This is a genomic window from Streptomyces sp. R44 (genome assembly GCF_041053105.1).
In the GTDB taxonomy this organism is placed as follows: Bacteria; Actinomycetota; Actinomycetes; order Streptomycetales; family Streptomycetaceae; genus Streptomyces.
The window spans coordinates 4,181,540-4,201,293 of record NZ_CP163444.1; the positions used below are offsets into that span (position 1 = coordinate 4,181,540).

The following is a 19,754-nucleotide window of genomic DNA, read 5'->3' on the forward strand; positions in this document are numbered from 1 at the left end:
GTTCAGGAGAGTGCCCGGCGGAGTGCGTGCTTGTCGGGCTTGCCGATGCCGCTGAGCGGGATGGCCTTCAAGATGTGGAACGTGTGCGGGACATGGAGAGCGCTCCTACGGGCGGCGACGAAGTCGCGCAGCTCGTCGATGTCGGCGCGGTGACCGCGGGCGGGCACGATGGCGGCGTGGACGCGCTCGAACTCGTCGTCATGGCGCATGCCGAAGACGGCGCACTGGGCGACGGCGGGGTGGGCCGTCAGCACCTCCTCGATCTCGCTGGGGTAGACCCGGGTGCCGTCGACGGTGATCGTGTCGTGGCCCCGGTCGGCGAGGAAGAGGTAGCCGTCGTCGTCGAGGTAGCCGATGTCGCCGGTGCGCACCCAGCCGTCGTGCAGCACGCGGGCGGTCAGCTCGGGCTGCTTCCAGTAGCCGCTCATGGCGCTGTGCGCGCGGGCGTGGATCTCGCCTTCGCTGCCGGTCGGGAGAGCACGGCCGTCCGGGTCGACGATGCGGAGTTCGACGCCGGGCATGGCGCGGCCGACGGTGATCTGCCCGTGCCGGCCGACGCGGTCGTGTTCCTCGGGCAGGACTTCGGTGAGCCCGAGCGTCTCGTTCTGCCCGTACCAGCTCTGCAGCACCTTGCCGAAGACGCTTTCGGCCTGCCGCAGCCTGGCCGTCGACGCGGGGCTGCCGCCATAGGTGACCCGCCGGACGCTGGACGTGTCCGTGGCGGGCAGCGCGGGATGGTCGAGGAGCTGGTGCAGGAGGGGCGGCTGGAGGAACAGCCGGGTGATCCGCTCGCGCTCGATCGCCGCGAGGGCCTCGCCGGGTTCGAAGGCGGGCTGCAGGACGACGGATCCGCCCTGCAGGAGCGCCAGGTCCGCCCAGAGACCCGCGATGTGGGTGAGCGGCGTGCATGCCAGGTAGCGGAGCGGGGTGTCCGTGGGGGAAGACAGGTCGGCCAGGGTGCGGCGGTACGGGCCGTGCTTCATCTGCAGGCTTTTCGGCAGCCCGGTCGTGGTGCCGCCGGTGTGGCGGATGCACCAGTCGTCATCGGCGCCGACGGGCACGGCGACGGGCGCCGGCGGCTGCCCGGCCGCCGCCGCGCAGATGTCGTCGGCGTGCGGGTGCGGGCCCAGGGTCGCCAGCATCGGCACGTGGAGAAGCGGCTTCAGCCGGTCCAGGTCCGCGTACCGGGTCGGGTCGGCCAGCAGCAGCTCGGTGTCGGCGACGTCCACCAGGTGCGCCAGGGCGTCCGGGTTCAGCCCGTCGTACAGGGGTGTCACGCGCGCACCGGCCAGGTTGGCCGCGTAGCGCGCGACGAGCGCCTGAGGGGTGTTGCCGGTGAGCAGGGAGACGGTCTGCCCGGGCCGGACGCCGCGCGCGATCAGCTCTCGGGCGAGCCGGTGGATGCTGTCGCGCAGCTCGCCCGCGGTGATCCGCCGGCGGTCGGGGCAGATGATCACGGGCAGGGCGGGATGGCGGGCCAGGGTGTGGAGGATGGATTCCGCGTAGGTGACGAAGCCCTGGTCGGCGGACTCGGGCGTCACGGCCGTCTCGGGCCGGAGGTCGGACATCGGTGTCCCTTGGGAGGTGGGGCGAGAGGTGTGCGGTGGCGGACTGCTGGTCGTGGGGCGCCGGGGAGCCGTCACGGGACCAGGGCGGCCGGCCTGACATGGCGTTCGAGGGGCGTGAGGTACGGCAGGTCGTCGAGGGGCTGATCGGTGAAGAAGCGATCCAGCAACTCGGACATCTCCAACGGTCGTTCGAGATGACAGATGTGGTCGGCGCCCCGGATCAGGGTGAAGACGCTTCCGGCGATGGTGGCGGCGACCTCGCGCCCGAGGTCGGGGTGGGTGAGGCTGTCGTGTTCACCGGTGAAGACCAGCGCCGGAACGTCCCGGACACCGCCGGGACGTAGCCCCTGCCAGTCGATGACACGGTAGGTGGAGGCCAGATGCCGGGGGATGTCGGCCCGCGTGACCGACCCCATCGTGCGGGCGAGGACGCGGGTGACGACCGTGCGCTTGTGGACGTCCCGCTCGCCGGGGGACAGCAGGGCCGCGATGCTCATACGGGCGTAGGCGCCGGCGTCACCGGACTCCAGGGCGTCGGCCATCGTCCGCAGCGCGGCGCGTTGGTCCGGCGGGTAGACGGGAGCGGCGCCCACCAGGGCCAGGCGGGCGACGCGCTCGGGATGCTCCTGGGCGAGACCGTAGGCGATCGGCATGGCGTAGGAGGCCCCGAAGAGGTTCACCCGTCCCAGGCCCAGCCGGTCCAGCAGGTCCGCCAGCGCGCCGGTGAGGAAGTCGAAGCCGTACGAGGCGGGCAGCACGTCGGCCGCACCCGATCCCGGCAGGTCCACGCTGATGACGGTCGCGGACGCCCCCCAGCGCGCTTCGAGCCGCTGGTAGGCGTACATGTCCTGGAAAGCGCCGCCGAGTACGACGACGGGCTCGGTGGCGGGAGCGGCGTTCTCGACGATCCGGCACCGGTAGCCGAAGCCGTCGAAGGTGAGGTGACGGATCCTCTCAATGTTCATGCCGGGTCAACAGGGACGCGCGGGCATAAGTCACGCGATGGGTGATCATCTGACCGGTCCTGAGGGCCGTCAGGACCGTCCTTCCGCCGTCGCCAGAGGTGCTGAGGCCGCGGCTCGGTGGCCGGGCAGCAGGGCTGCCGCGATGACGGCGCAGAGGGTGAGGGCGGCCGTCAGGCCGAAGGCGTGGGCGAAGGCCGTGGCCGTGTGGCCGCCGCGCTGGAGCAGGACGGCGAGGGCGGCGATGCCGAAGGAGCCGCCGAGCTGCTGGAGGATGCGCGTCGTGGTGCTGGCGTCCGCGACCTGGGAGTCGTCCAGTCCCTGATAGGCACCGACCGTGACGGCGAGGTTGACGGCGCTCGTACCGAGACCACGGAAGAACAGTGCGACAGCGATGACCGAGCCCTCACCCACCGAGCCGGCGAAGGGCCACGTCGCGACCGCGCTCAGCAGCAGGCCGGTCACCACGACCGGACGCGGCCCGATCCTGTCGGTGAGCACGCCGGCCACCCGCGCCGCCAGCGCGCCGATGCCCTGCGGAACGAGCAGGAGACCGGTGGCGACGACGCCCTTGTCGAGTACGAGCTGGCAGTACAGGGGCAGCAGGAACATCCCGCCGTACATGGTCGAACCGCCGACGAACATCAGCACCGACGTCGCGGCGAAGGAGCGCAGCCGAAACAGACGCATGTCGATGAGGGGCGCGCCGCTCCGCAGGCTCCGTCCGACGAACGCGGCGACCAGGACCACCCCGGCCGCCATCGGCAGGAGTACCCGCCCTCCTGCCGCACCGTCCTGGCCGCCGCACTGCGAGAGCCCGTACACGAGCGCGGTCAGGCCCGGACAGACCAGCACCAGCCCCACGACATCGAGGCGGGAGGCACGCTGCCGACGATCCCTGGGCACGCCCCGCCAGGCGAGGAACAGCGCGAGCGCGCAGACGGGCAGATTGACGTAGAAGATCCAGCGCCAGTCGAGATGCCCGAGCAGCAGCCCGCCGAACACCGGCCCCAGGACCGGGCCGAGGAGAGCCGGCAACGAGACGACCGCGATGAGCCGCCCGACCTGTCGGCCGCCGCAGGCGCGGATGACGATGGTCTGCAGGACCGGCATCATCAGCCCACCGCCGGCCCCCTGCACCGTTCGGAACACGATCAGCGAGCCGGCGCTCCAGGCGCAGGCGCACAGCAGCGAGCCGACGGAGAACAGGGCCAGCGCGCCCAGCCAGACCCGCCGCGTCCCGAGCCGGTCACCGGCCCAGCCGCTCACCGGCATGACCATCGCGAACGCCAGCAGGTAGGCGGTACTCACCCACTGCACGGTCGTCGTCGGGACACCGAGGTCGTCGGCGAGGGCGTCGACCGCGACGGAGACGATGGTGCTGTCGAGCAGCGGAGCGAAGGCACCCACAGCGAGAACGCCGCACAGCCTGAGCAGGGCGGGATCAAGACGTTCCCTGGGCATGTGGCCCCCTCGGTCGACACGGATGCGCCCCGACAACGATCAGAAGACCGATGCCGTCACGGGCCGCCCGCCCCGACGGCCCTCGCCGTCCTCTCGGTCCCTCGGTCGATGGGGTCCAACGGCCCCCTGGCCTACCCCTTCCGGCCTCTGTCGGTCCGTGCGCGCCGCACCGAGGATCGGAGGTGAAGGTGAGGTCACCTCACCGCCCAGGAGGCGAGAACGATGGACGAGATCGGGCGGGCGGAATGGTTCGGCATCGGTGTCATCGGCATGGCGCTCGCCGGAACCGCCCATGCCGCGGTCGGCGCGATGCACATCGCCAGGGACATGCTGCGTGCGCCGACCGAGAACCCTGCGTCGGGTGTTTCGGACCTCGAGGTGATGAGTGGGCCGGGCGGGTGGATCCTCTTCGGCGCCCTGATCCTGACGGGCGGAGCCATCTACCACTTCGTGTCCGGTGCCGGGGCGATCGTCAAGGAGGTCGTGCACGTGGTGGAACGCTGACGACCGCACGCCCGGACGCCGGCCGTGAGACGACACGGCGGCTCGGGCGAGTGCGCTACCAGGCCGGTCGCGGATCCTGGCGCTCGGTCGAGAGGCGTGCCGGCACGTCGAACGCTCCGTCCGTCCGCCAGAGAAATCCCGGGCTCGGCGAATGTTCGGCGGTCGGCGGTGCCGGGGCGTGGAATCGCTGGACCTGCGGGAGCGGCACCTCGACCAGCGCGCCGTCGTACATCATCCACAGACCGAAGCAGTCGTCCTCCTCGTCATGGATCAGCACTTGTACCTGCCGGGGATCGGGCCACGGAAGTGATTCCAGGTGCTTCAGCAGACCCGAGCGCGTCCACTGCCGGTAGAACTCGATGACCCAGCCACCGACGAACAGGTTGAGCGGCGTGAACACGCCCCTCCAACTGCGTGATGCGTCGGGGCGGGTGAGCGGCTCCATGACCTCGTCCGCGTAGGTGGCCAACACGATGACCTGGGCGATCCTGCTCATGCCGGGATACCACCGCACACCACGGGTCGGCGGCAAGCGAATAAGGGAGCGCCGATCCGCCCGTCGGCCACGGCCGAGGGACGACGGGCCGCCCTCAGCTCCGTTGCGCGGGTCCGATGACCGTGAGTCCCACCCGCGCGGCGAGCCAGTGGGCGTCCGGCTCCCTTCTCTGGCGACCGTCGATGTCGGCGCTGAGGACGTGGACGAGGACGGTGTGGTCGTCGGCGGGCTCGTCCAGCTCGCGGGTGTGGGTGTTGAAGAGGAGTGTCACCTCGGCGTGGTTGGACTCGCCGGGCAATCCCGCCTCGGGCACGCTCGGCCATTGCAGCGACCGCCAGTTGATCAGGCCCACGTTCTGGCCGATCGTCGCGGTGAGGGCGTCCTCGATGCTGCCGACCGGCAGGCCCCACACCTCCCACTCCACCGGCAGCCGCCCCTCGAACGCAGCCGCCTCGGCCGGCAGGCCGGCCGCCCGGACTCCGACGACCAGAGCGGGCTGGTCCTCGGACGGCACTCCGTCGAACTCCTCCAGCTCGGACGCTCCGCGGAACAATCCCTCGGGCATGACCTTCGCCACCCGCCGCACCTCGGCGACCGAGGACAGCTCCGCGTACGCGGAGACATCGGAGTACGCGCAGCGGCCGAACTCCATGAGACGGCGCGCGGTGCGCAGGGCGAGTACCGGATCGGGGGTACGGAAGACGGGATAGGCAACGTCGTTGGACATCCGGTGACTGTGCCACGGCCCGTCATCACGGTTCCTCGCGTTTTCCGCACTTCCGGCGTGCCGAGCGGCCGTTCCTTCGGTGCGGTGCGCGCATCGCCTGCTTGCGCCTATGAACGCCCTGCCTCGGCGAGGGTGTGGGCGACGAGGGCGTTGGCGTGGCCGTGGCCGAGGCCGTGCTCGGACTTGAGCCAGTTGACCAGCTCCATGTGCTTGGTCAGCGGCGAGGAGCGGATGAGGTCCTTCCATTCGGCGATCGGGCGGCCGTACTTCTTCTCGATGGACGGGAAGTAGCTGGCAGGACCCTTCACAGCATCGGTCATGATTGCCCCGTTTCGTATCGTGATGATCTTGGTCGTTTCGATGATGCCCGAGGGAACGGCGGTCGGCTAGCGGTCGGCCAGGCGGGCCGTCACCGCGCTCAGCCACAGCAGGCCGAGGCCCGCGCCGGCGGTGAACGCCAGGACCGAGGCGGCCGAGGCCATGAACCCGGCGAGGACGGCCACCGGCACGACGCGGGACGCGACGGCCCAGCCCCGCAGGCCCCGGGCGGCGAGCGGGCGGGCCAGGACGAGGAACGCGGCACACAGGGCCAGGTAGCCGATCATCCCGCCGAACATGTGGGCGGCGCCGTGCCCGCTCATCACGGTCGCCTCGGGCGCCCCGACGGGAAAGCCCGCACCGGCATCGGCCGGGAAGGCCGCCGCACCCCAGAAGGAGACGCCGAAGACACCGACGAGGGCCGGACCCCACGTCCCGCCGGGGCCACCGCGCAGCGCCCGCCGCAGCCCGGTCGCGCCGACGAGCAGCAGCGCACCCGTGAGCAGGAAGCTCGCCGTCTGGATCCAGCCCGCCTCGCCGAGGGCGAGCTGGCTGATCGCGTTCCGGGTGAAGTCGAAGCCGTCCCGGGTGAAACCCTGGGCGAGTCCGACCGCCAGGAACAGCGGACCGGCCACCACAGCGCCGGCCGCGATCCGCCGTACCGCCGAGCGCGGCGCGGGCGCAGCGGAACGGACCTGGTGGGGCGCGGTGAGCATGTCGGTCATGGCAGGGCCTTCCTCGCTTCGGTGTTGTCGCTCATATGACCGACGACGAGGAGAAGACTCATCGACCCGTCGATGTGCCCTGGGTCACACGTCGGCCCCGCTCGCACGCGCCGCCCGGTGGGGCAGAGGGTCAGACCCTGGCCTCTTCCCTGCCCGCGGTCGGTGCGGTCGAGGTCGTCTTCGGTGTCCGGCGGCCGGGCATCCACCAGTTGGCCCTGCCGCACAGTTCCATCACCGCGGGGACGAAGACCAACCGGACGACGGTGGCGTCGATCAGTACGGCGACGGCCATGCCCAGGCCTCCCTGCTTGACGGCGACATCGGGGCCGAGCAGCGAGGTGGTGAAGACCGCGATCATGATGGCGGCCGCGGCCGTGATCACCTTGGCGGTCCGCGCCAGCCCCGTCGCGACGGCCGTGCGGGTGTCGCCGGTCCGCTCGTACTCCTCACGGACCCGCGAGATCAGGAAGACCTGGTGTCCCAGCCGCTCGGCACCGGTGCCGGGGCGGGGCTCGAAGAGCTGACCGGCCGCGAACGCGAGGCCGTCGCCCTCGTCGCGCGGGGCCTGTCCAACGACGAGATCGCCGACCGCATGGTGATCAGCCCGATGACCGCGAAAACCCACATCAACCGGGCCATGACGAAACTCCACGCCCGCGACCGGGCCCAACTCGTGGTCCTCGCCTATGAATCCGGCCTGGTCGTCCCGCACACCTCCTGACCCCCCGGGCCGCCGCCACCGTCCGACCCCGGGCTCACCGGGAGGACGGACCGGCGCGGGCCGCGGTCATGAACGCGGTCCGCCCATCACCGTGCGCATGGTCTCGTACCCGTGGAATCCCGGCGTCCCTCCGGGGCCGGGACACCTATGCTGCCGCGGTGACCACTCCCGCCGAACCCTCGCGTCGCGCCGTCATCGCGCTGATCGCACTGATCGTCATGGCCTTCGCCGCCTTCGGAGCCTGGCGGTGGTGGGACCGCGCGCAGGACGGCGACTTCAGCGCCGATCCGGAGCTCTGCCGGCTCGTCACCCCCGGGACGATCCACCGGCTCGTGCCCGAGGCGTACGGCGGACGGGAGGACGCGGCGTCCTGCACCTGGTCCGCCCCGCGCGAGAAGGGTAAGTACCGGGCCAACGTCCATCTCTTCGCCAGCCGCCTCAACGTCGAACTGGCCCGGAACGACCTGCGCGAGGAGCGCGCCGACGGCGGACCGGGCTGGGAGAAGGACACCCAGGAAGACCTGATCGGCCTCGGCGACGAGGCCTTCCTCCGCTTCCGGCCGCCCACCCCCGGCAAGAACATCACCGCACAGGTCGTCTTCCGCCGCAGCAACATGGTGATCTCCCTCGCCTACGCTCGCAGCGACGACGACCGGCAGGCCGCCCGCGCCGGAGCCATCGACGCCGCCCGCGAGGCAGCCGGCCTCCTCCGGCCCTGACCCACCCTTCCCAGCGGCCAGGTCAGCCCAGGGCGAGCCAGTGGATGCCGAGTTGTTCGACCCGCGCGGCCTCCGCCTCGGTCAGTGGGTCTCGGCCGGTGGCCTTGCGCAGGAAGCGGGGGCGGCTCCACTCCAGCTCTTCGGCCGCCGGGGCGTGCTCCGCGCCGAGGAGCAGCTCCGTCACGGCGTCACCGGCCTCCGGGGTGAGCCAGGCTTCGCGTCCGAGGGCGTCGGCCAGGTCGAGGCCGTGGACGGCGACCTCCACGACGCGGGTGAGGAGGAACTCCGACAGGAGCATGGCGTCGCCGTGGCGTGTCCGCACGGTCCGGCCGCCGGGCTGGGCCCGGCACAGCCGGTCGGCTCGCCGCCACGTCGCGGCGAAGTCCCCGGCGAAGGCGGCGCCGTCGGCCGGCCCCGCCGCACGGCCCTGGGCCAGGGCGATCCGCTTGCCGTTGGTCCCGGGCGAGAAACGGTCGTCCGGGCGGTAGTACTCCACCGCGGAGATCTCCGCCTCGCCGGGTGCCGGCGCGTCCAGCATGGCGGGAAGCCAGTCGATGACCACGCACACGTGCCCGAGCAGGTCGCGTACGGTCCAGGGGGTGCAGCGCGTCGGGAGGTCCCACTCGGCCTCCGACAGTGCGGCCACGGCGCCGCCGAGGGCCTCGCACTCCCGCCGGAAGGCTTCGAGGACCTGGTCGTGGTCCCCGCCGCGTCGCCCTCCGTCCGTCCGCCGTCCCGCGCTCACTTCGCCGTCCCCCCGGTCCGCTCCGCGCGCAGCACGGAGTAGATCACCAGGTCGTTCCACTGCCCGCCGCGCCAGGCCGCGGACCGCAGCACGCCCTCCTCGACGAAGCCCGCCTTGTCGAGGGCGCGCCGCTCGGCGACGTTGTCCCGTTCCGTCCACGCCTGGATCCGATCGGCCCTGGTGTGCTCGAAGAGGTACTCCACCAGGAGTTCCTGGGCGCGGGTGCCTATGCCCCGGCCGCGGGCGGAGGGCACCAGGCCGATCGCCAGGCTCCAGTTGGTCAGGTCCGCGGGCCCCCAGGTGCCGGGGAACCACTTCACCCGGCCCACCGTACGGCCGCCCTCGGCGACGGAGAGCAGACCGCCGTCGGAACCGAGCAGGCCGTTCTCGGCGAAGCGGCGACGCAGGTCGGCCGTCGACTGGAAACCGAACCACTGATGGGCGCCCCAGCCCTCCGGCCCGCTGAACTCCCGCTCGTACACGTCGAGATCGTCGGCGGTGACGGGACGAAGGGTGATCTCATCCGGCATGGAACGGCTCCAGATCCTCTCGGCCGAACGGCTCGAACCCCCGTGACGGCCCTACGGACAACGACTTCCGGCGTCGCGCTACTCAGATCATCGACACGCGGGCCGAAGCGGTCCCGGTTGCAGTCCCCCCGCAAAAAGATCGCCGGGCGGGAGCCGCACTTCTCCGCCGGTCGGCCCCGCGGGGCGTGCGGTAGGTTCCCCGCCATGACCGAACCCGGAACCTCCGCCTGGCCGCCCGCCCCGATACCGACCGACCGGCTCGTGCTCCGCGAGTCCGAGGCCCGGGACCGTGCGGCGTTCGTCGAGCTGTTCGCCTCGCCGGAGGTGGGCACCTACATCGGCGGCGCCCGGCCTCGCGACGAAGTCGAGCGCGCGGTGCCCGAAGTTCCCGGCCGGCGCCCCGGCTGCTTCGTCGTCGAACGCGACGGAACGGCGATCGGCGTGATCACGCTCGACCCGCGCGGCGCCGAGCGCCGGGGGCACGTCCGCCCCGAGGCCGGAGAGGCCGAACTCGGTTACCTGTTCCTGCCCGAGGCGTGGGGACACGGTTACGCCTTCGAGGCGTGCGCGGCGGCACTCGACTGGTTCTCCGGCGCGCGCCCCGGCGAGCCCGTGGTGCTCTCCACCCAGACCGCCAACGACCGCGCGATGCGCCTCGCGGCGAAGCTGGGCTTCACCGAGGTCGAGCGGTTCGAGGAGTACGGCGCCGAGCAGTGGTTCGGCGTACGCACCCCGGCCACGCAGGCCTGAGGAAGCGACGGCGCCCTCGGCGCGCGGCATCGGCCCTACGCGCGCCATCGGCGCTACTCGCCGATGCCGATCAGCGCGAGCGTGATGTTGTCGGGGCCTCCCGCTTCGATGGCGGCCTTCCACAGCTCGAAGGCGGCCCTGCCGTCGCCGTGGACCCGCAGCACGTCACCGAGCGCCTCCTCCGGCACGGGGTCGGTCAGGCCGTCGGTGCACACCAGGTAGCGATCGCCGGCGGAGAGCGGCGCCGTCGTGACGTGGGGCGTGATGGCGCTGAACCGGTGAGCGCCGCCGAGCGCCTGCGTGACGAGTGAGGTGGTGCGCCGTCCCGGCGGCAGCGGCGGGCTGTCGTCCACGCTGACCTGACGGAGTCCGTCCCGAGTGGCGTCGAAGACTCTGCTGTCGCCGACGTTGAACACCATCAGTGACTCGGCGAGCAGGACGGCACCCGCGACCGTGGTCCCCATGGTGTTCAGCTCCGGATCACGGCCGGCGGCCGCGTACACCGCGTGGTTGCAGAGGTCCAGAGCGTCACGTACGGCTTCCTCGCTGTCCAGCGAAGGGCCGAACGACGCCAGCTGCCGGACGGTCAGGGCACTGGCCACCTCGCCGGCCGGCTGCCCGCCGATGCCGTCGGCGACCGCGACGACCAGCGGTGTGCCGAGGGGGAACACGAGCGTCTGCGGGTTCTCGGTCACGGTGCCGCAGAGCGTCCACGGACCGGCCACGAGGCTGTCCTCGTTGTGATCACGAACCAGCCCCGAATGGCTCAGGGCGGTCACCTTTATGTACGGCATCGATGTGTCCCGCCTCTCCGCGACGGAAGGCGCGTCCCGCACCACCCATTGTGGCGCCGCGAGCAGGCGGGTGCCCTGGTCGGCCGGGAGACGGGCGAGGAGCGGGCGAGGAGCGGGCGAGGAACGGGTGCGCGTCACGCGCCGCAGGCGCCGACCGGCAGGAGCGCCGCCACCTCGCCCAGGGGGATGTCCACGGACTGCCCGGCGTCCGCGACCTCCAGGCCCAGGATGCCCTCGCCGCTCGCCCGCAGGGTGCCGCACCAGGTGCCCGAGGCGGTGGACACCTCGACCAGCGCCCCCGTCTTCGAGGCCCCTTCCTCCGGCCACCACCCCGTACTGGCCGCGACGGCGACCAGCAGCACGGTGAGGAAGGTGAGGCTGATGCCGAGCCGGAGCCGCCGCCCGGCGCGCACCGCGTCCGTCGCCGGCAGCACGTGCACCGGCCAGGCGATCCGCGCGACGAGGTAGATCGCCACGCACGCGACACCGAGAGCGAGCAGCACCAGCGCCCCGGCCACCGCCTGCACGGCCCGCGGCGCACCCGAGCCGCCCGTGCCGCCGCTCTTGATCGCCCCGCACAGCCCCGCGAATCCCAGCACGGCGAGCTGGAGGGTCAGCCAGCCGCGCGCGGAGGTCTGCAGTCGGTCGCCCGCGTCATCCGTCATCCCGTCAGGATGACGAACGCCGGGCCGAGTCGGCGGTGGGCACGCGGGCAGGGTCCCCGTGCGGCGGCCTGCGCTTGCGCTGAACGAAGCCCCGGGTCGGTGGTGGCCCGGGGCTTCGTCGCTGCCGGCCCCGGATCACGCAGGGGTGGAGGCCCACCAGGTCGAGGGCGCCGCGACGGTGTAGCCCAGGGACTCGTACAGCGGCCTGCCCAGCTTCGAGGCGGTGAGGGTGACCGGCAGGTGCGCCAGGTGGGCGAGGGAGCCGAGCATGACGGCCCGGCCCGCGCCGCGCGACCGGAACGCCGAGGACGTACCGACCCAGTAGTGGCTGCCGACGCCGTCGGCGACGACCGTGACGCCGGCTCCCGCGGCCACGCCGTCGTACAGGGCGACGAAGACGTCCACGCCCGGCTGCTCGACGAACGTCATCGGGAACAGCTCGCCGGGGCGGTGGGGCTCGAATCCGGTCAGCTCGAAGCTCTCGATCACGATCCGCTCGGCCGCCTGGAGGTCCTCGGGCCGCCGCACCTTGATCACGTCGAGCGCCGGCGCGTCGACGGGCGCGGGCGGGCGCAGCATGACCGGCATCTGCCAGCTGCGCATGCCGAGGTGAGCCAGGTCGGTCGAGCTGAACGGATCCTCGGCGTTCACCGGGCCCGCCGCCCGGCGCACCAGCTCGCTCAACTCGTCCCGTTCGCCCTGGTCGAGGTCGGGCTCCTGGATCAGGATCCGCATGCCGACCCGCTCGCCGCCGTCGACCGCGACGAATCCGCGGCGCCGGACGACCTCGTGCCCCCGGCTGCGGCCGGTCGCGGTCCACAGGGCGGCGGAGTTACGGGCCTGACGCAGCGGCGCCTCGGCCAGGTCCACGGAAGCGGGCCGGTCGGCCGCAGGAGATCTTGTTGTCATTACGCCTACGCTAGTGCGCAATTGGCCGCCCACGCAGGCCAATTGCGTGCGATCTGACTGGGCCCCCGCAGCCGCGCGCCCAACCCCTGAAGCGATATGACGCAGGTCACGTTCCGATCCTGTCAGGGAACGGGCGGCTGTCCGGTTCAAGGGGCGACACCACGCCGGACAACGGCAGCCCCGCCCAGACAGGAGCACGGACATGCAGCACCGCATCGTCGTCCTCGGAGCCGGCTACACCGGCGCCGTCGCCGCCGGACGCCTCGCCAAGCGGCTGCACCACGAGGACGTCACCATCACCCTCGTCAATCCCGAGCCCGACTTCGTCGAGCGCGTCCGGCTGCACCAGCTCGCCGTCGGCCAGGACCTCACGCCCCGGCGGTTCGACGCGATGTTCGCGGGCACCGGCGTGGAGCTGAAGCTCGCGAAGGTCACCGCCGTGGACGTGGACCGCAGGACGGTGACGGTCGCCGCCGCGAGCGGCCCCGGGCGCGAGGAGCTGGCGTACGACACCCTGGTCTACGCCCTCGGCAGCGGCTGGGACTCCCAGGGCGTCCCGGGCACGGCCGAGCACGCCCACGAGGTCTCCAGCCGCCCCGGAGCGCTCCGGCTGCGCGAGCGCCTGGCCGCCCTGGAGGCCGGGCGGTCCGTGGTCGTCGTCGGCGGCGGCCTCACCGGCCTGGAGGCCGCGACCGAGATCGCCGAGGCCCGCCCGGACCTCGACGTCGCCCTGGCCGCCCGGGGCGCCCTCGGCGACTGGCTCTCCGAGAAGGGCGGCGCCCACCTGCGGAAGGTGGTGGACGGGCTCGGCATCACCGTTCACGAACACGCCGCGGTCGACGCCGTGTCGGCCGACCGCGTCACGACCGCCGACGGCCGGACCGTCCCCGCCGACGTCACGGTCTGGACCGCCGGCTTCGCCGTCCACCCGATCGCCCGGGCCACCTCCCTGGAGCTCACCGACGGCCGGATCGTGGTCGACGGCACGATGCGGTCGGTCTCCCACCCGGACGTGTACGCCGTGGGCGACGCGGCGATGGCGGTCGGCCCGGGCGACAAGCCCCTCCGCATGTCCTGCGCCTCGGGCGTCCCCATGGCCTGGCAGGCCGCCGACGCCATCGCCGCCCGCCTCACCGGCGCCAAGGTCCCCCACGTCTCGATCAGTTACTCCCAGCAGTGCGTCTCCCTCGGCCGCAGGGAAGGCCTGATCCAGTTCGTCACCGCCGACGACCAGGCCGTCGAGAAGGCCATGACGGGCCGCATGGCCGCCCGCTACAAGGAGCTGATCTGCAAGGGCGCGGCCTGGAGCGTCTCCCACCCGACCCTGGGCCTGCCGGCCCGGCGCCGCCGTGTCGTACAGCCCGTCGTGGGGCAGGAGCCCCCGAGCCGCGCACGGGCGGAGGCGGCGGCCTGACGGCCGACCGCCCGTCAGCCCGCCGCCTGGGCGATGAGGGCGGCGATGCGCTTCTCCGTGGCCGGGGTCAGGGACGTCAGGGCGTACGAGGTGGGCCACATGGTGTCCTCGTCCAGCGCGGCCTGGTCGCTGAAGCCGAGGGTGGCGTAGCGGGACTTGAACTTCTGGGCGCTCTGGAAGAAGAGGACGACCTTGCCGTCCCGGGCGTAGGCGGGCATGCCGTACCAGGTCTTGGCGGTGAGGTTCGGGGCGTTCTCCTTGACGAGGGCGTGGACGCGCTCGGCGAGGACGCGGTCCGCGTCGTCCATCTCGGCGATCTTCGCCAGGACCTCGGGCTCGGTGTCGGCCTTCGCGCCGCGCCGCTTCGCCGCCTTCAGCTCCTTGGCGTGGTCCTTCATCGCGGCCCGCTCGTCGTCCGTGAAGCCGTCGTGGGACTTCTCGTTCGTGGTCATCGTGGTTCCCCTCGTGGTCGTCTGGTGGTCAGGACGCGGTGCCGTGCAGCCGCAGCGTGCTGGCGCGTTCGGCGCGGCGGGTCAGGAGGTAGTCGTACGGGGAGGCTCCGTACGCCCGGCGGAACTGGCGCGTCAGGAAGCGCGGCGGCAGGTCGGCGTCGCGGGCCAGTTCCAGGACGTCCAGCGGGCGTGCGTACTCGCGGTCGATGCGGTCACGGACCCGGCGCATGCGGGTGAACTCGTTCAGGCGCTGTGCCGTGACGCGGGCGCGTGCCCAGCCCGGGCGGCACATCTAGCGGAGTTCCTGGATGCGGATCAGGTTGCCCGCCGGGTCCCGGAAGGCGCAGTCGCGGATGCCGTACGGCTGCTCCGTCGGCTCCTGGACGACCTCGGCGTCGGCCGCCCTGACCTTGTCGAAGACGGCGTCGAGGTCGCGGGTGGCCAGGAGGATCCAGCCGTACGTGCCCTTCGCCATCATCTCGGCGATCGTGCGGCGCTCGTCCTCGGTGATGCCCGGGTCGACGGCCGGCGGCGCGAGGAGGATCGAGGTGTCCGGCTGTCCCGCCGGGCCGACCGTGATCCACCGCATCTTCCCCTGGCCGACGTCGCTGCGGACCTCGAAGCCCAGGGCGTCCCGGTAGAAGGCGAGGGACGCGTCCGGGTCCTCGTGCGGAAGCGCGCTGGTGTGAATCGTGATGTCCATGCCCATCACGCTAGTTCCAGGCCCCGGGTGCGCGCTTCTCGAATCCTGATCGGTCTCCGCCGGAAGGCTTTTTCAGTGGTGGAAGCCCGCGCGGTCGGCGTCCGAAGGCACGCCCTTCTCCAGGCGTTCCAGGCAGCGGCGGATGTCCTGGGCCAGGAGGTCGACCTCGTCGCGGCCGATGCCGTGCCGGACCAGGACGCGCTGGATGACGGTCTCCTGCCGGTCGGGCGGCAGCGGGTAGGAGGGGACCTGCCAGCCGCGCATCCGGAGCTGGTCGGAGAGGTCGTACAGGCTGAAGCCCGCGCCCTCCGGGTCGGTGAGCGTGTACGAGACGGCGGGCAGCCCGCCCTGCCCGTCGTAGAGCAGCGTGAACGGGCCCATCTCCGCGATCTGTTCGGCGAGGTACTGGGCGGTCAGCGCGCAGGCCTCCTGGACGAGCCGGTAGCCGGCCCGGCCCAGGCGCAGGAAGTTGTAGTACTGGGCGACGATCTCGCCGCCGGGGCGGGAGAAGTTCAGGGCGAACGTCGGCATGTCGCCGCCCAGGTAGGTCACCCGGAAGACGAGGTCCTCCGGCAGGAGGTCGGCGGTGCGCCAGAGCGCCCAGCCCACGCCGAGGGGCGCGAGGCCGTACTTGTGGCCCGAGGCGTTGATGGAGGCGACCCTCGGCAGCCGGAAGTCCCAGACGAGGTCCCGGTGGAGAAACGGGGCGACGAAGCCGCCGCTCGCCGCGTCGACGTGGATCGGGATGTCGAGCCCCGTCTCCTGCTGGATCCGGTCGAGTTCCGCGGCCAGCTCGGCGACCGGCTCGTAGTCGCAGGTGTAGGTGACGCCGAGGATCGCGACGACGCCGATGGTGTTCTCGTCGACGTACTCCTTCAGCTGGTGCGGTCGGAGCCCGGTGGCGCCCGGCTCCACCGGGACCTGGCGCAGCTCCACGTCGAAGTAGCGGGCGAACTTGTCCCAGCAGATCTGCACGGGCCCGCAGACGAGGTTGGGCCGGTCCGTCGGCTTGCCCTCCTTGCGGCGCTTCTCGCGCCACCGCCACTTCAGGGCGAGGCCGCCGAGCATCGCGGCCTCGCTGGAGCCGGTGGTGGAGCAGCCGAGCGCCGTGCCCTCGCCGGTCGCGCTCCCGGGGGCGTTCCACAGGTCGGCCAGGATGTTCACGCACCGCGACTCGATCTCGGCCGTCTGCGGGTACTCGTCCTTGTCGATCATGTTCTTGTCGAGGCACTCGTCCATCAGCCTGCGGACCTCGTCGTCGGTCCACGTCGTGCAGAACGTGGCCAGGTTCTGCGCCGAGTTGCCGTCGAGCAGCAGCTCGTTGTGGAGCATCGCGTAGACGACCGCGGGGATGTTCGACTCCTCCGGCATCCGGTGCTTCGGCAGGACCCTCTCGCTGAGGGCGGAAGCGAACACGTCGGTCGCCGCATCGGCGACGCTCTTCGGGCCCTTCATCTCGTGGAGCGCCACAGTTTCCCCTTCGATCAGCGATGTCGTCGACAGTCCTCTCATCAACCCACGGGGCCGGGCGGGTCGCCCGGCGGCGGTCGCGATCGTTGACCCACCCGGGTGAGGGGGCCGCCGTGGCCCTGTCCTGCGGCTTCCCCGACCAGTACGTTCCGGACGAAATGGATCATCAGCGGAAGGCCCCCACCACATGACCCCATACGTGATCACCGGTGTCGACCAGCAGGACGCCGACACGCACGCCGACACGCACGCCGACACCCAGGCCGGCACGCACACCGACGCCCCCGCCGGCACCCACGCCGACGCGTACGCCGACACCCAGGCCGGCACCCACGCCGACGCCTTCGACTCCTACGACGACCTTCCCGAGCGCCTCATCGGCTACCCGGCCGTCTTCCACGCCCTCGGCATCGGCTCCTCCGCCGTCCGTACGGTCCTGGACTACGGCTGCGGGCCCGGCAAGGTCGCCACCCGCGTCGTCGAGGCCTCCGACGCGCGCGTGGTGGCCGTCGACATCGCGCCCCGGATGCTGGAGATCGCCCGGACGCGCCGCCCGCACCCCCGGATCGACTACCGGCGGAGCGAGGACGGCGGCCTCGGCTTCCTCGCCGACGGCTCCCTCGACGCCGCCATGGCCTGCTTCGTCTTCACCACCTCCGGGGACATCGCCGCCCTGCACGACATCGCCGCCGAGGCGCACCGGGTGCTGCGCGCCGGCGGCCGGTTCGCCGTACTGGACGCCAACCCGCGCACCGCGGGCATCCGGTTCTCCACCTTCCGCAGCGGCGAGCCCGGCCGGGTCTACACCAAGGGCGAGCGGCGGCGGTCGCGCCGGGAGCTGCCCGGTGGCGGCGCGCCGCTGGAGCTGGTCGACCACCACTGGCCGTGCCAGACGTACCTCGATGTGCTCGGCAAGGCCGGGTTCACGGACCTGGACGTGCACGAGCCCGTCCTCACGCATCAGTCGGCGCAGCTGGGATCCGATCCGGCGGAGGCCGGGCACCCGCCGTTCCTGGTGGTCTCCGGCGTCAGGTGACGGGTGTGGGGGTCAGCTGTCGGAGTAGCTGAAGTCCCCCACGGTCCAGGCGCTGACGTCCGCGATCGCGACGCGGTACATGCCGCCGGTCTCGGGCATGCCCACCGTCCCCTGGAGGATGCGGGCGAGGTGGAAGTGGAGGTGGGTGGGGGGCTCCACGGTCTTCAGCTCGTTCCGTACGGGAGAGAAGACGCCGGAGAACTCGCCGAGCCGGGGCGAGTCCGTGAGGACCTCCGACACGCGCTGTCTCCACAGGGCTTCCGGCGCGAGCCGCCCGGTGATGACCACTCCCCCCGCGACCACGGTCAGGGACATCTGGTTGCTCCGCCCGGCTTCCACGGTGGCGGCGACGTCGACGAGCAGTTCGTCAGGGATCGACATGGAAGCCGATTCTAGAGGCGGGGCCCCCGGGGGTGGGTTTCAGAGCGGTGCGGTGTCGTCCGCCGGGAACGCGGGGCCGTGGCCGGGGACGATGACGTCGGCGGCGGCGAGGACGCGGAGGCGCGAGTCGCGCAGGACCGTGTGGTCGGGGGCCACCGGGTCCTCGACGGGGCCGTTCGGCCGCCACCAGAGGTCGCCCACGAAGGCGACGACGCCGTCGCCGGTGCCCGCGAGGAGGGTGATGTCCTCGGCGCTGTGGCCGGGGGTACGGATCAGCCGCAGCGACGGGGTGAGCTCGTGGCCCTCGGCGTCGCGGTCGGTCCACTGGTCGTTCTCGTAGATCGCCTTGTGGTCGTGGACGCGGGCCCGGCCGAAGAGGCCGACGTTCATGGTGTTGTCGGGGTGGTGGTGGCTGAGCACCACGTCGGTGATGTCGTCGGGGCCGAGGCCGAGTTCGGCGAGCGGGCCGAGGATCCGGTCGCGGCCGGCGACCATGCCGGGGTCGACGATCACGTGCCGGTCGCCGTCGTGGACGTACGAGACGGTGGCGGCGACGCCGGGCCCGGTGGAGAGCGTGTAGCCGGTGGTCAGGATCGTGTGGGTGGCCGTGTGGCTGCGGGGGGCGTCGATGCGGGGGTTCTTCGTCGTCGTCATGCCTCAAGTCTTCTGTGGGGCACGGTTCTTCACGAGTGGCCGTGCTGCCACCGATCGCGGGAATCGTGCCACACCGTGCCACACTCGGCGTGTGCCTTTTCCGACCGTCGCCGCCTACGCCCCGCACGGCGTCGGCATGCTCGGCGCCGGGATCGTCTCCGAGGTGTTCGACGCGCGCGGACAGGGCCTGCCCGCCTTCGAGTTCGCGCTCTGCACCGACCGGCCCGGCCGGGTCCGTACCGATGTCGGGCTGCCGCTGGTGGTCGACCACGGCCTCGACCGGCTCGCCGCCGCCGATCTGGTGATCGCCCTGCCGTGGGCGGATTTCCGTACGCCCCCGGGCCCCGCCGTGCTCGACGCGCTGAGCGCCGCCCACGCGCGCGGGGCGCTGGTCGCGGCCCACTGCGTCGGCGCCTTCGCGCTGGCCGCGGCCGGGCTGCTCGACGGGCGGCGGGCCACCACCCACTGGCGGTTCGCGGGGCTCCTCGCCGAGCGGCACCCGGAGGTCACCGTCGAGCCCGACTCCCTCTACGTCGACCAGGGCACGGTGGTCACCGGCGCGGGCGCCGCCGCCGGCTTCGACCTCTGCCTGCACCTGCTGCGGCGGGAGTACGGGGCGACCACGGCCAACGCGATCGCGCGGGACCTGGTGCTGCCGTCCCACCGCGACGGCGGCCAGGCCCAGTACCTGGCGACGCCCGTCCCCGAGGACAGCCGGGACGAGCGGCTCACCGACGTCCTCGCCTGGGCCCGGGAGAACCTCCACGAGCCGCTGCCGGTGGCGGAGCTGGCCCGCAGGGCGCTGATGAGCCGGCGTTCCTTCGCCCGGCGTTTCGCGGCCTCGACCGGCACGACCCCGCACGCGTGGCTGCTCGGTCTGCGCCTCAGCCGCGCCGAGGAGCTCCTGGAGACCACGGAGCTCCCGGTGGAGGAGATCGCGCGCGCGGTCGGCTTCGGCAGCGCGGCGGTGCTCCGCGCCCAGTTCGTCCGCCGCCGGGGCGTGCCCCCGCGCGCGTACCGCCGCTCCTTCAGCCGTACGACCTGAGG

General features: G+C 72.4%; 25 protein-coding genes and 1 pseudogene. 7 read left to right on the forward strand and 19 right to left on the reverse strand.

The annotated features are described in order from the left end of the window. Positions 1-2: 2 nt before the first annotated feature. The 3 genes from AB5J54_RS19335 to AB5J54_RS19345 all read right to left on the reverse strand — a co-directional run bounded on the left by AB5J54_RS19335 (position 3) and on the right by AB5J54_RS19345 (position 3,994). On the reverse strand, positions 3-1,568 hold the full coding sequence (locus AB5J54_RS19335; RefSeq protein WP_369145159.1) for an AMP-binding protein: 1,566 nt from the start codon (positions 1,566-1,568) through the stop codon (positions 3-5). A gap of 71 nt (positions 1,569-1,639) precedes the next feature. Then, positions 1,640-2,533, reverse strand: coding sequence for an alpha/beta fold hydrolase (locus AB5J54_RS19340; RefSeq protein WP_369145160.1), 894 nt, complete (start codon positions 2,531-2,533; stop codon positions 1,640-1,642). A gap of 69 nt (positions 2,534-2,602) precedes the next feature. Next, positions 2,603-3,994, reverse strand: coding sequence for a DHA2 family efflux MFS transporter permease subunit (locus AB5J54_RS19345; protein ID WP_369145161.1), 1,392 nt, complete (start codon positions 3,992-3,994; stop codon positions 2,603-2,605). A 222-nt stretch (positions 3,995-4,216) separates the two neighbouring features. Between AB5J54_RS19345 and AB5J54_RS19350 the strand changes: the two genes are divergently transcribed. Continuing rightward, entirely contained in the window at positions 4,217-4,498 is a 282-nt protein-coding gene (locus AB5J54_RS19350; protein WP_369145162.1) for a hypothetical protein, read from the forward strand. Between the two features lie 55 nt (positions 4,499-4,553). Here the strand turns inward: AB5J54_RS19350 and AB5J54_RS19355 are convergent, their stop codons facing one another. The 5 genes from AB5J54_RS19355 to AB5J54_RS19375 form a co-directional block, all read right to left on the reverse strand. Beyond that, complete coding sequence (locus AB5J54_RS19355; protein WP_369145163.1) at positions 4,554-4,994, reverse strand: hypothetical protein; 441 nt, start codon at positions 4,992-4,994, stop codon at positions 4,554-4,556. A 94-nt stretch (positions 4,995-5,088) separates the two neighbouring features. Beyond that, positions 5,089-5,721: a hypothetical protein gene (locus tag AB5J54_RS19360; protein WP_369145164.1), complete on the reverse strand. Its 633-nt coding sequence runs from the start codon at positions 5,719-5,721 to the stop codon at positions 5,089-5,091. A gap of 107 nt (positions 5,722-5,828) precedes the next feature. Beyond that, entirely contained in the window at positions 5,829-6,041 is a 213-nt protein-coding gene (locus AB5J54_RS19365; protein WP_369145165.1) for a DUF4287 domain-containing protein, read from the reverse strand. Between the two features lie 66 nt (positions 6,042-6,107). Beyond that, the gene (locus AB5J54_RS19370) at positions 6,108-6,764 is read right to left on the reverse strand and encodes a DUF998 domain-containing protein (protein WP_369145166.1); all 657 of its coding nucleotides are present in this window, start codon (positions 6,762-6,764) and stop codon (positions 6,108-6,110) included. A gap of 130 nt (positions 6,765-6,894) precedes the next feature. Further along, positions 6,895-7,248 carry an MMPL family transporter gene (locus AB5J54_RS19375; protein ID WP_369149396.1) on the reverse strand — a complete coding sequence of 118 codons (354 nt, stop codon included), beginning with the start codon at positions 7,246-7,248 and terminating at the stop codon, positions 6,895-6,897. Here AB5J54_RS19375 and AB5J54_RS19380 point away from each other — a divergent pair. Together AB5J54_RS19380 and AB5J54_RS19385 are read left to right on the forward strand one after the other, a co-directional pair. Further along, a pseudogene (locus AB5J54_RS19380) lies at positions 7,240-7,485 on the forward strand (response regulator transcription factor); the annotation flags it as partial. The gene AB5J54_RS19375 and the pseudogene AB5J54_RS19380 sit on opposite strands and share 9 nt — an antisense overlap. A 158-nt stretch (positions 7,486-7,643) precedes the next feature. Next, on the forward strand, positions 7,644-8,204 hold the full coding sequence (locus AB5J54_RS19385; protein ID WP_369145167.1) for a hypothetical protein: 561 nt from the start codon (positions 7,644-7,646) through the stop codon (positions 8,202-8,204). A 22-nt stretch (positions 8,205-8,226) separates the two neighbouring features. Here AB5J54_RS19385 and AB5J54_RS19390 read toward each other — a convergent pair whose 3' ends face one another. Together AB5J54_RS19390 and AB5J54_RS19395 are read right to left on the reverse strand one after the other, a co-directional pair. After that, the gene (locus AB5J54_RS19390; protein ID WP_369145168.1) at positions 8,227-8,949 is read right to left on the reverse strand and encodes a maleylpyruvate isomerase family mycothiol-dependent enzyme; all 723 of its coding nucleotides are present in this window, start codon (positions 8,947-8,949) and stop codon (positions 8,227-8,229) included. After that, positions 8,946-9,479, reverse strand: coding sequence for a GNAT family N-acetyltransferase (locus AB5J54_RS19395; RefSeq protein ID WP_369145169.1), 534 nt, complete (start codon positions 9,477-9,479; stop codon positions 8,946-8,948). The genes AB5J54_RS19390 and AB5J54_RS19395 overlap by 4 nt, the downstream gene beginning before the upstream one ends. Positions 9,480-9,683: 204 nt before the next feature. On the opposite strand from AB5J54_RS19395, the gene AB5J54_RS19400 reads away from it, so the two are divergent. After that, the gene (locus AB5J54_RS19400; protein ID WP_369145170.1) at positions 9,684-10,229 is read left to right on the forward strand and encodes a GNAT family N-acetyltransferase; all 546 of its coding nucleotides are present in this window, start codon (positions 9,684-9,686) and stop codon (positions 10,227-10,229) included. 53 nt (positions 10,230-10,282) lie between these two features. Here the strand turns inward: AB5J54_RS19400 and AB5J54_RS19405 are convergent, their stop codons facing one another. The 3 genes from AB5J54_RS19405 to AB5J54_RS19415 all read right to left on the reverse strand — a co-directional run bounded on the left by AB5J54_RS19405 (position 10,283) and on the right by AB5J54_RS19415 (position 12,597). Further along, positions 10,283-11,023, reverse strand: a complete 741-nt coding sequence (locus AB5J54_RS19405) for a PP2C family serine/threonine-protein phosphatase (RefSeq protein ID WP_369145171.1) — start codon at positions 11,021-11,023, stop codon at positions 10,283-10,285. 134 nt (positions 11,024-11,157) lie between these two features. After that, the gene (locus tag AB5J54_RS19410; protein WP_369145172.1) at positions 11,158-11,688 is read right to left on the reverse strand and encodes a hypothetical protein; all 531 of its coding nucleotides are present in this window, start codon (positions 11,686-11,688) and stop codon (positions 11,158-11,160) included. Between the two features lie 135 nt (positions 11,689-11,823). Then, positions 11,824-12,597, reverse strand: a complete 774-nt coding sequence (locus AB5J54_RS19415) for a GNAT family N-acetyltransferase (protein ID WP_369145173.1) — start codon at positions 12,595-12,597, stop codon at positions 11,824-11,826. Between the two features lie 202 nt (positions 12,598-12,799). On the opposite strand from AB5J54_RS19415, the gene AB5J54_RS19420 reads away from it, so the two are divergent. Beyond that, on the forward strand, positions 12,800-14,011 hold the full coding sequence (locus AB5J54_RS19420) for an NAD(P)/FAD-dependent oxidoreductase (protein WP_369145174.1): 1,212 nt from the start codon (positions 12,800-12,802) through the stop codon (positions 14,009-14,011). Between the two features lie 14 nt (positions 14,012-14,025). Here the strand turns inward: AB5J54_RS19420 and AB5J54_RS19425 are convergent, their stop codons facing one another. The 4 genes from AB5J54_RS19425 to AB5J54_RS19440 form a co-directional block, all read right to left on the reverse strand. Further along, positions 14,026-14,463 (reverse strand): iron chaperone, encoded by a 438-nt coding sequence (locus tag AB5J54_RS19425; protein WP_369145175.1) that lies wholly within the window; start codon positions 14,461-14,463, stop codon positions 14,026-14,028. A 28-nt stretch (positions 14,464-14,491) separates the two neighbouring features. Continuing rightward, positions 14,492-14,755 carry a hypothetical protein gene (locus AB5J54_RS19430; RefSeq protein ID WP_369145176.1) on the reverse strand — a complete coding sequence of 88 codons (264 nt, stop codon included), beginning with the start codon at positions 14,753-14,755 and terminating at the stop codon, positions 14,492-14,494. After that, complete coding sequence (locus AB5J54_RS19435; RefSeq protein WP_369145177.1) at positions 14,756-15,166, reverse strand: VOC family protein; 411 nt, start codon at positions 15,164-15,166, stop codon at positions 14,756-14,758. A 72-nt stretch (positions 15,167-15,238) separates the two neighbouring features. Further along, the gene (locus tag AB5J54_RS19440) at positions 15,239-16,621 is read right to left on the reverse strand and encodes a glutamate decarboxylase (protein ID WP_369149397.1); all 1,383 of its coding nucleotides are present in this window, start codon (positions 16,619-16,621) and stop codon (positions 15,239-15,241) included. Positions 16,622-16,823: 202 nt separating this feature from the next. Here AB5J54_RS19440 and AB5J54_RS19445 point away from each other — a divergent pair, with 202 nt between their 5' ends. Next, positions 16,824-17,672, forward strand: a complete 849-nt coding sequence (locus AB5J54_RS19445) for a class I SAM-dependent methyltransferase (RefSeq protein ID WP_369145179.1) — start codon at positions 16,824-16,826, stop codon at positions 17,670-17,672. A 12-nt stretch (positions 17,673-17,684) separates the two neighbouring features. On the opposite strand, the gene AB5J54_RS19450 is transcribed toward AB5J54_RS19445, so the two are convergent. Continuing rightward, on the reverse strand, positions 17,685-18,053 hold the full coding sequence (locus tag AB5J54_RS19450) for a hypothetical protein (RefSeq protein WP_369145180.1): 369 nt from the start codon (positions 18,051-18,053) through the stop codon (positions 17,685-17,687). Between the two features lie 39 nt (positions 18,054-18,092). Beyond that, positions 18,093-18,707 (reverse strand): MBL fold metallo-hydrolase, encoded by a 615-nt coding sequence (locus AB5J54_RS19455; RefSeq protein ID WP_369145181.1) that lies wholly within the window; start codon positions 18,705-18,707, stop codon positions 18,093-18,095. Positions 18,708-18,843: 136 nt separating this feature from the next. On the opposite strand from AB5J54_RS19455, the gene AB5J54_RS19460 reads away from it, so the two are divergent. Further along, positions 18,844-19,752 (forward strand): GlxA family transcriptional regulator, encoded by a 909-nt coding sequence (locus tag AB5J54_RS19460; protein ID WP_369149398.1) that lies wholly within the window; start codon positions 18,844-18,846, stop codon positions 19,750-19,752. The last annotated feature ends 2 nt before the right edge of the window (positions 19,753-19,754 follow it).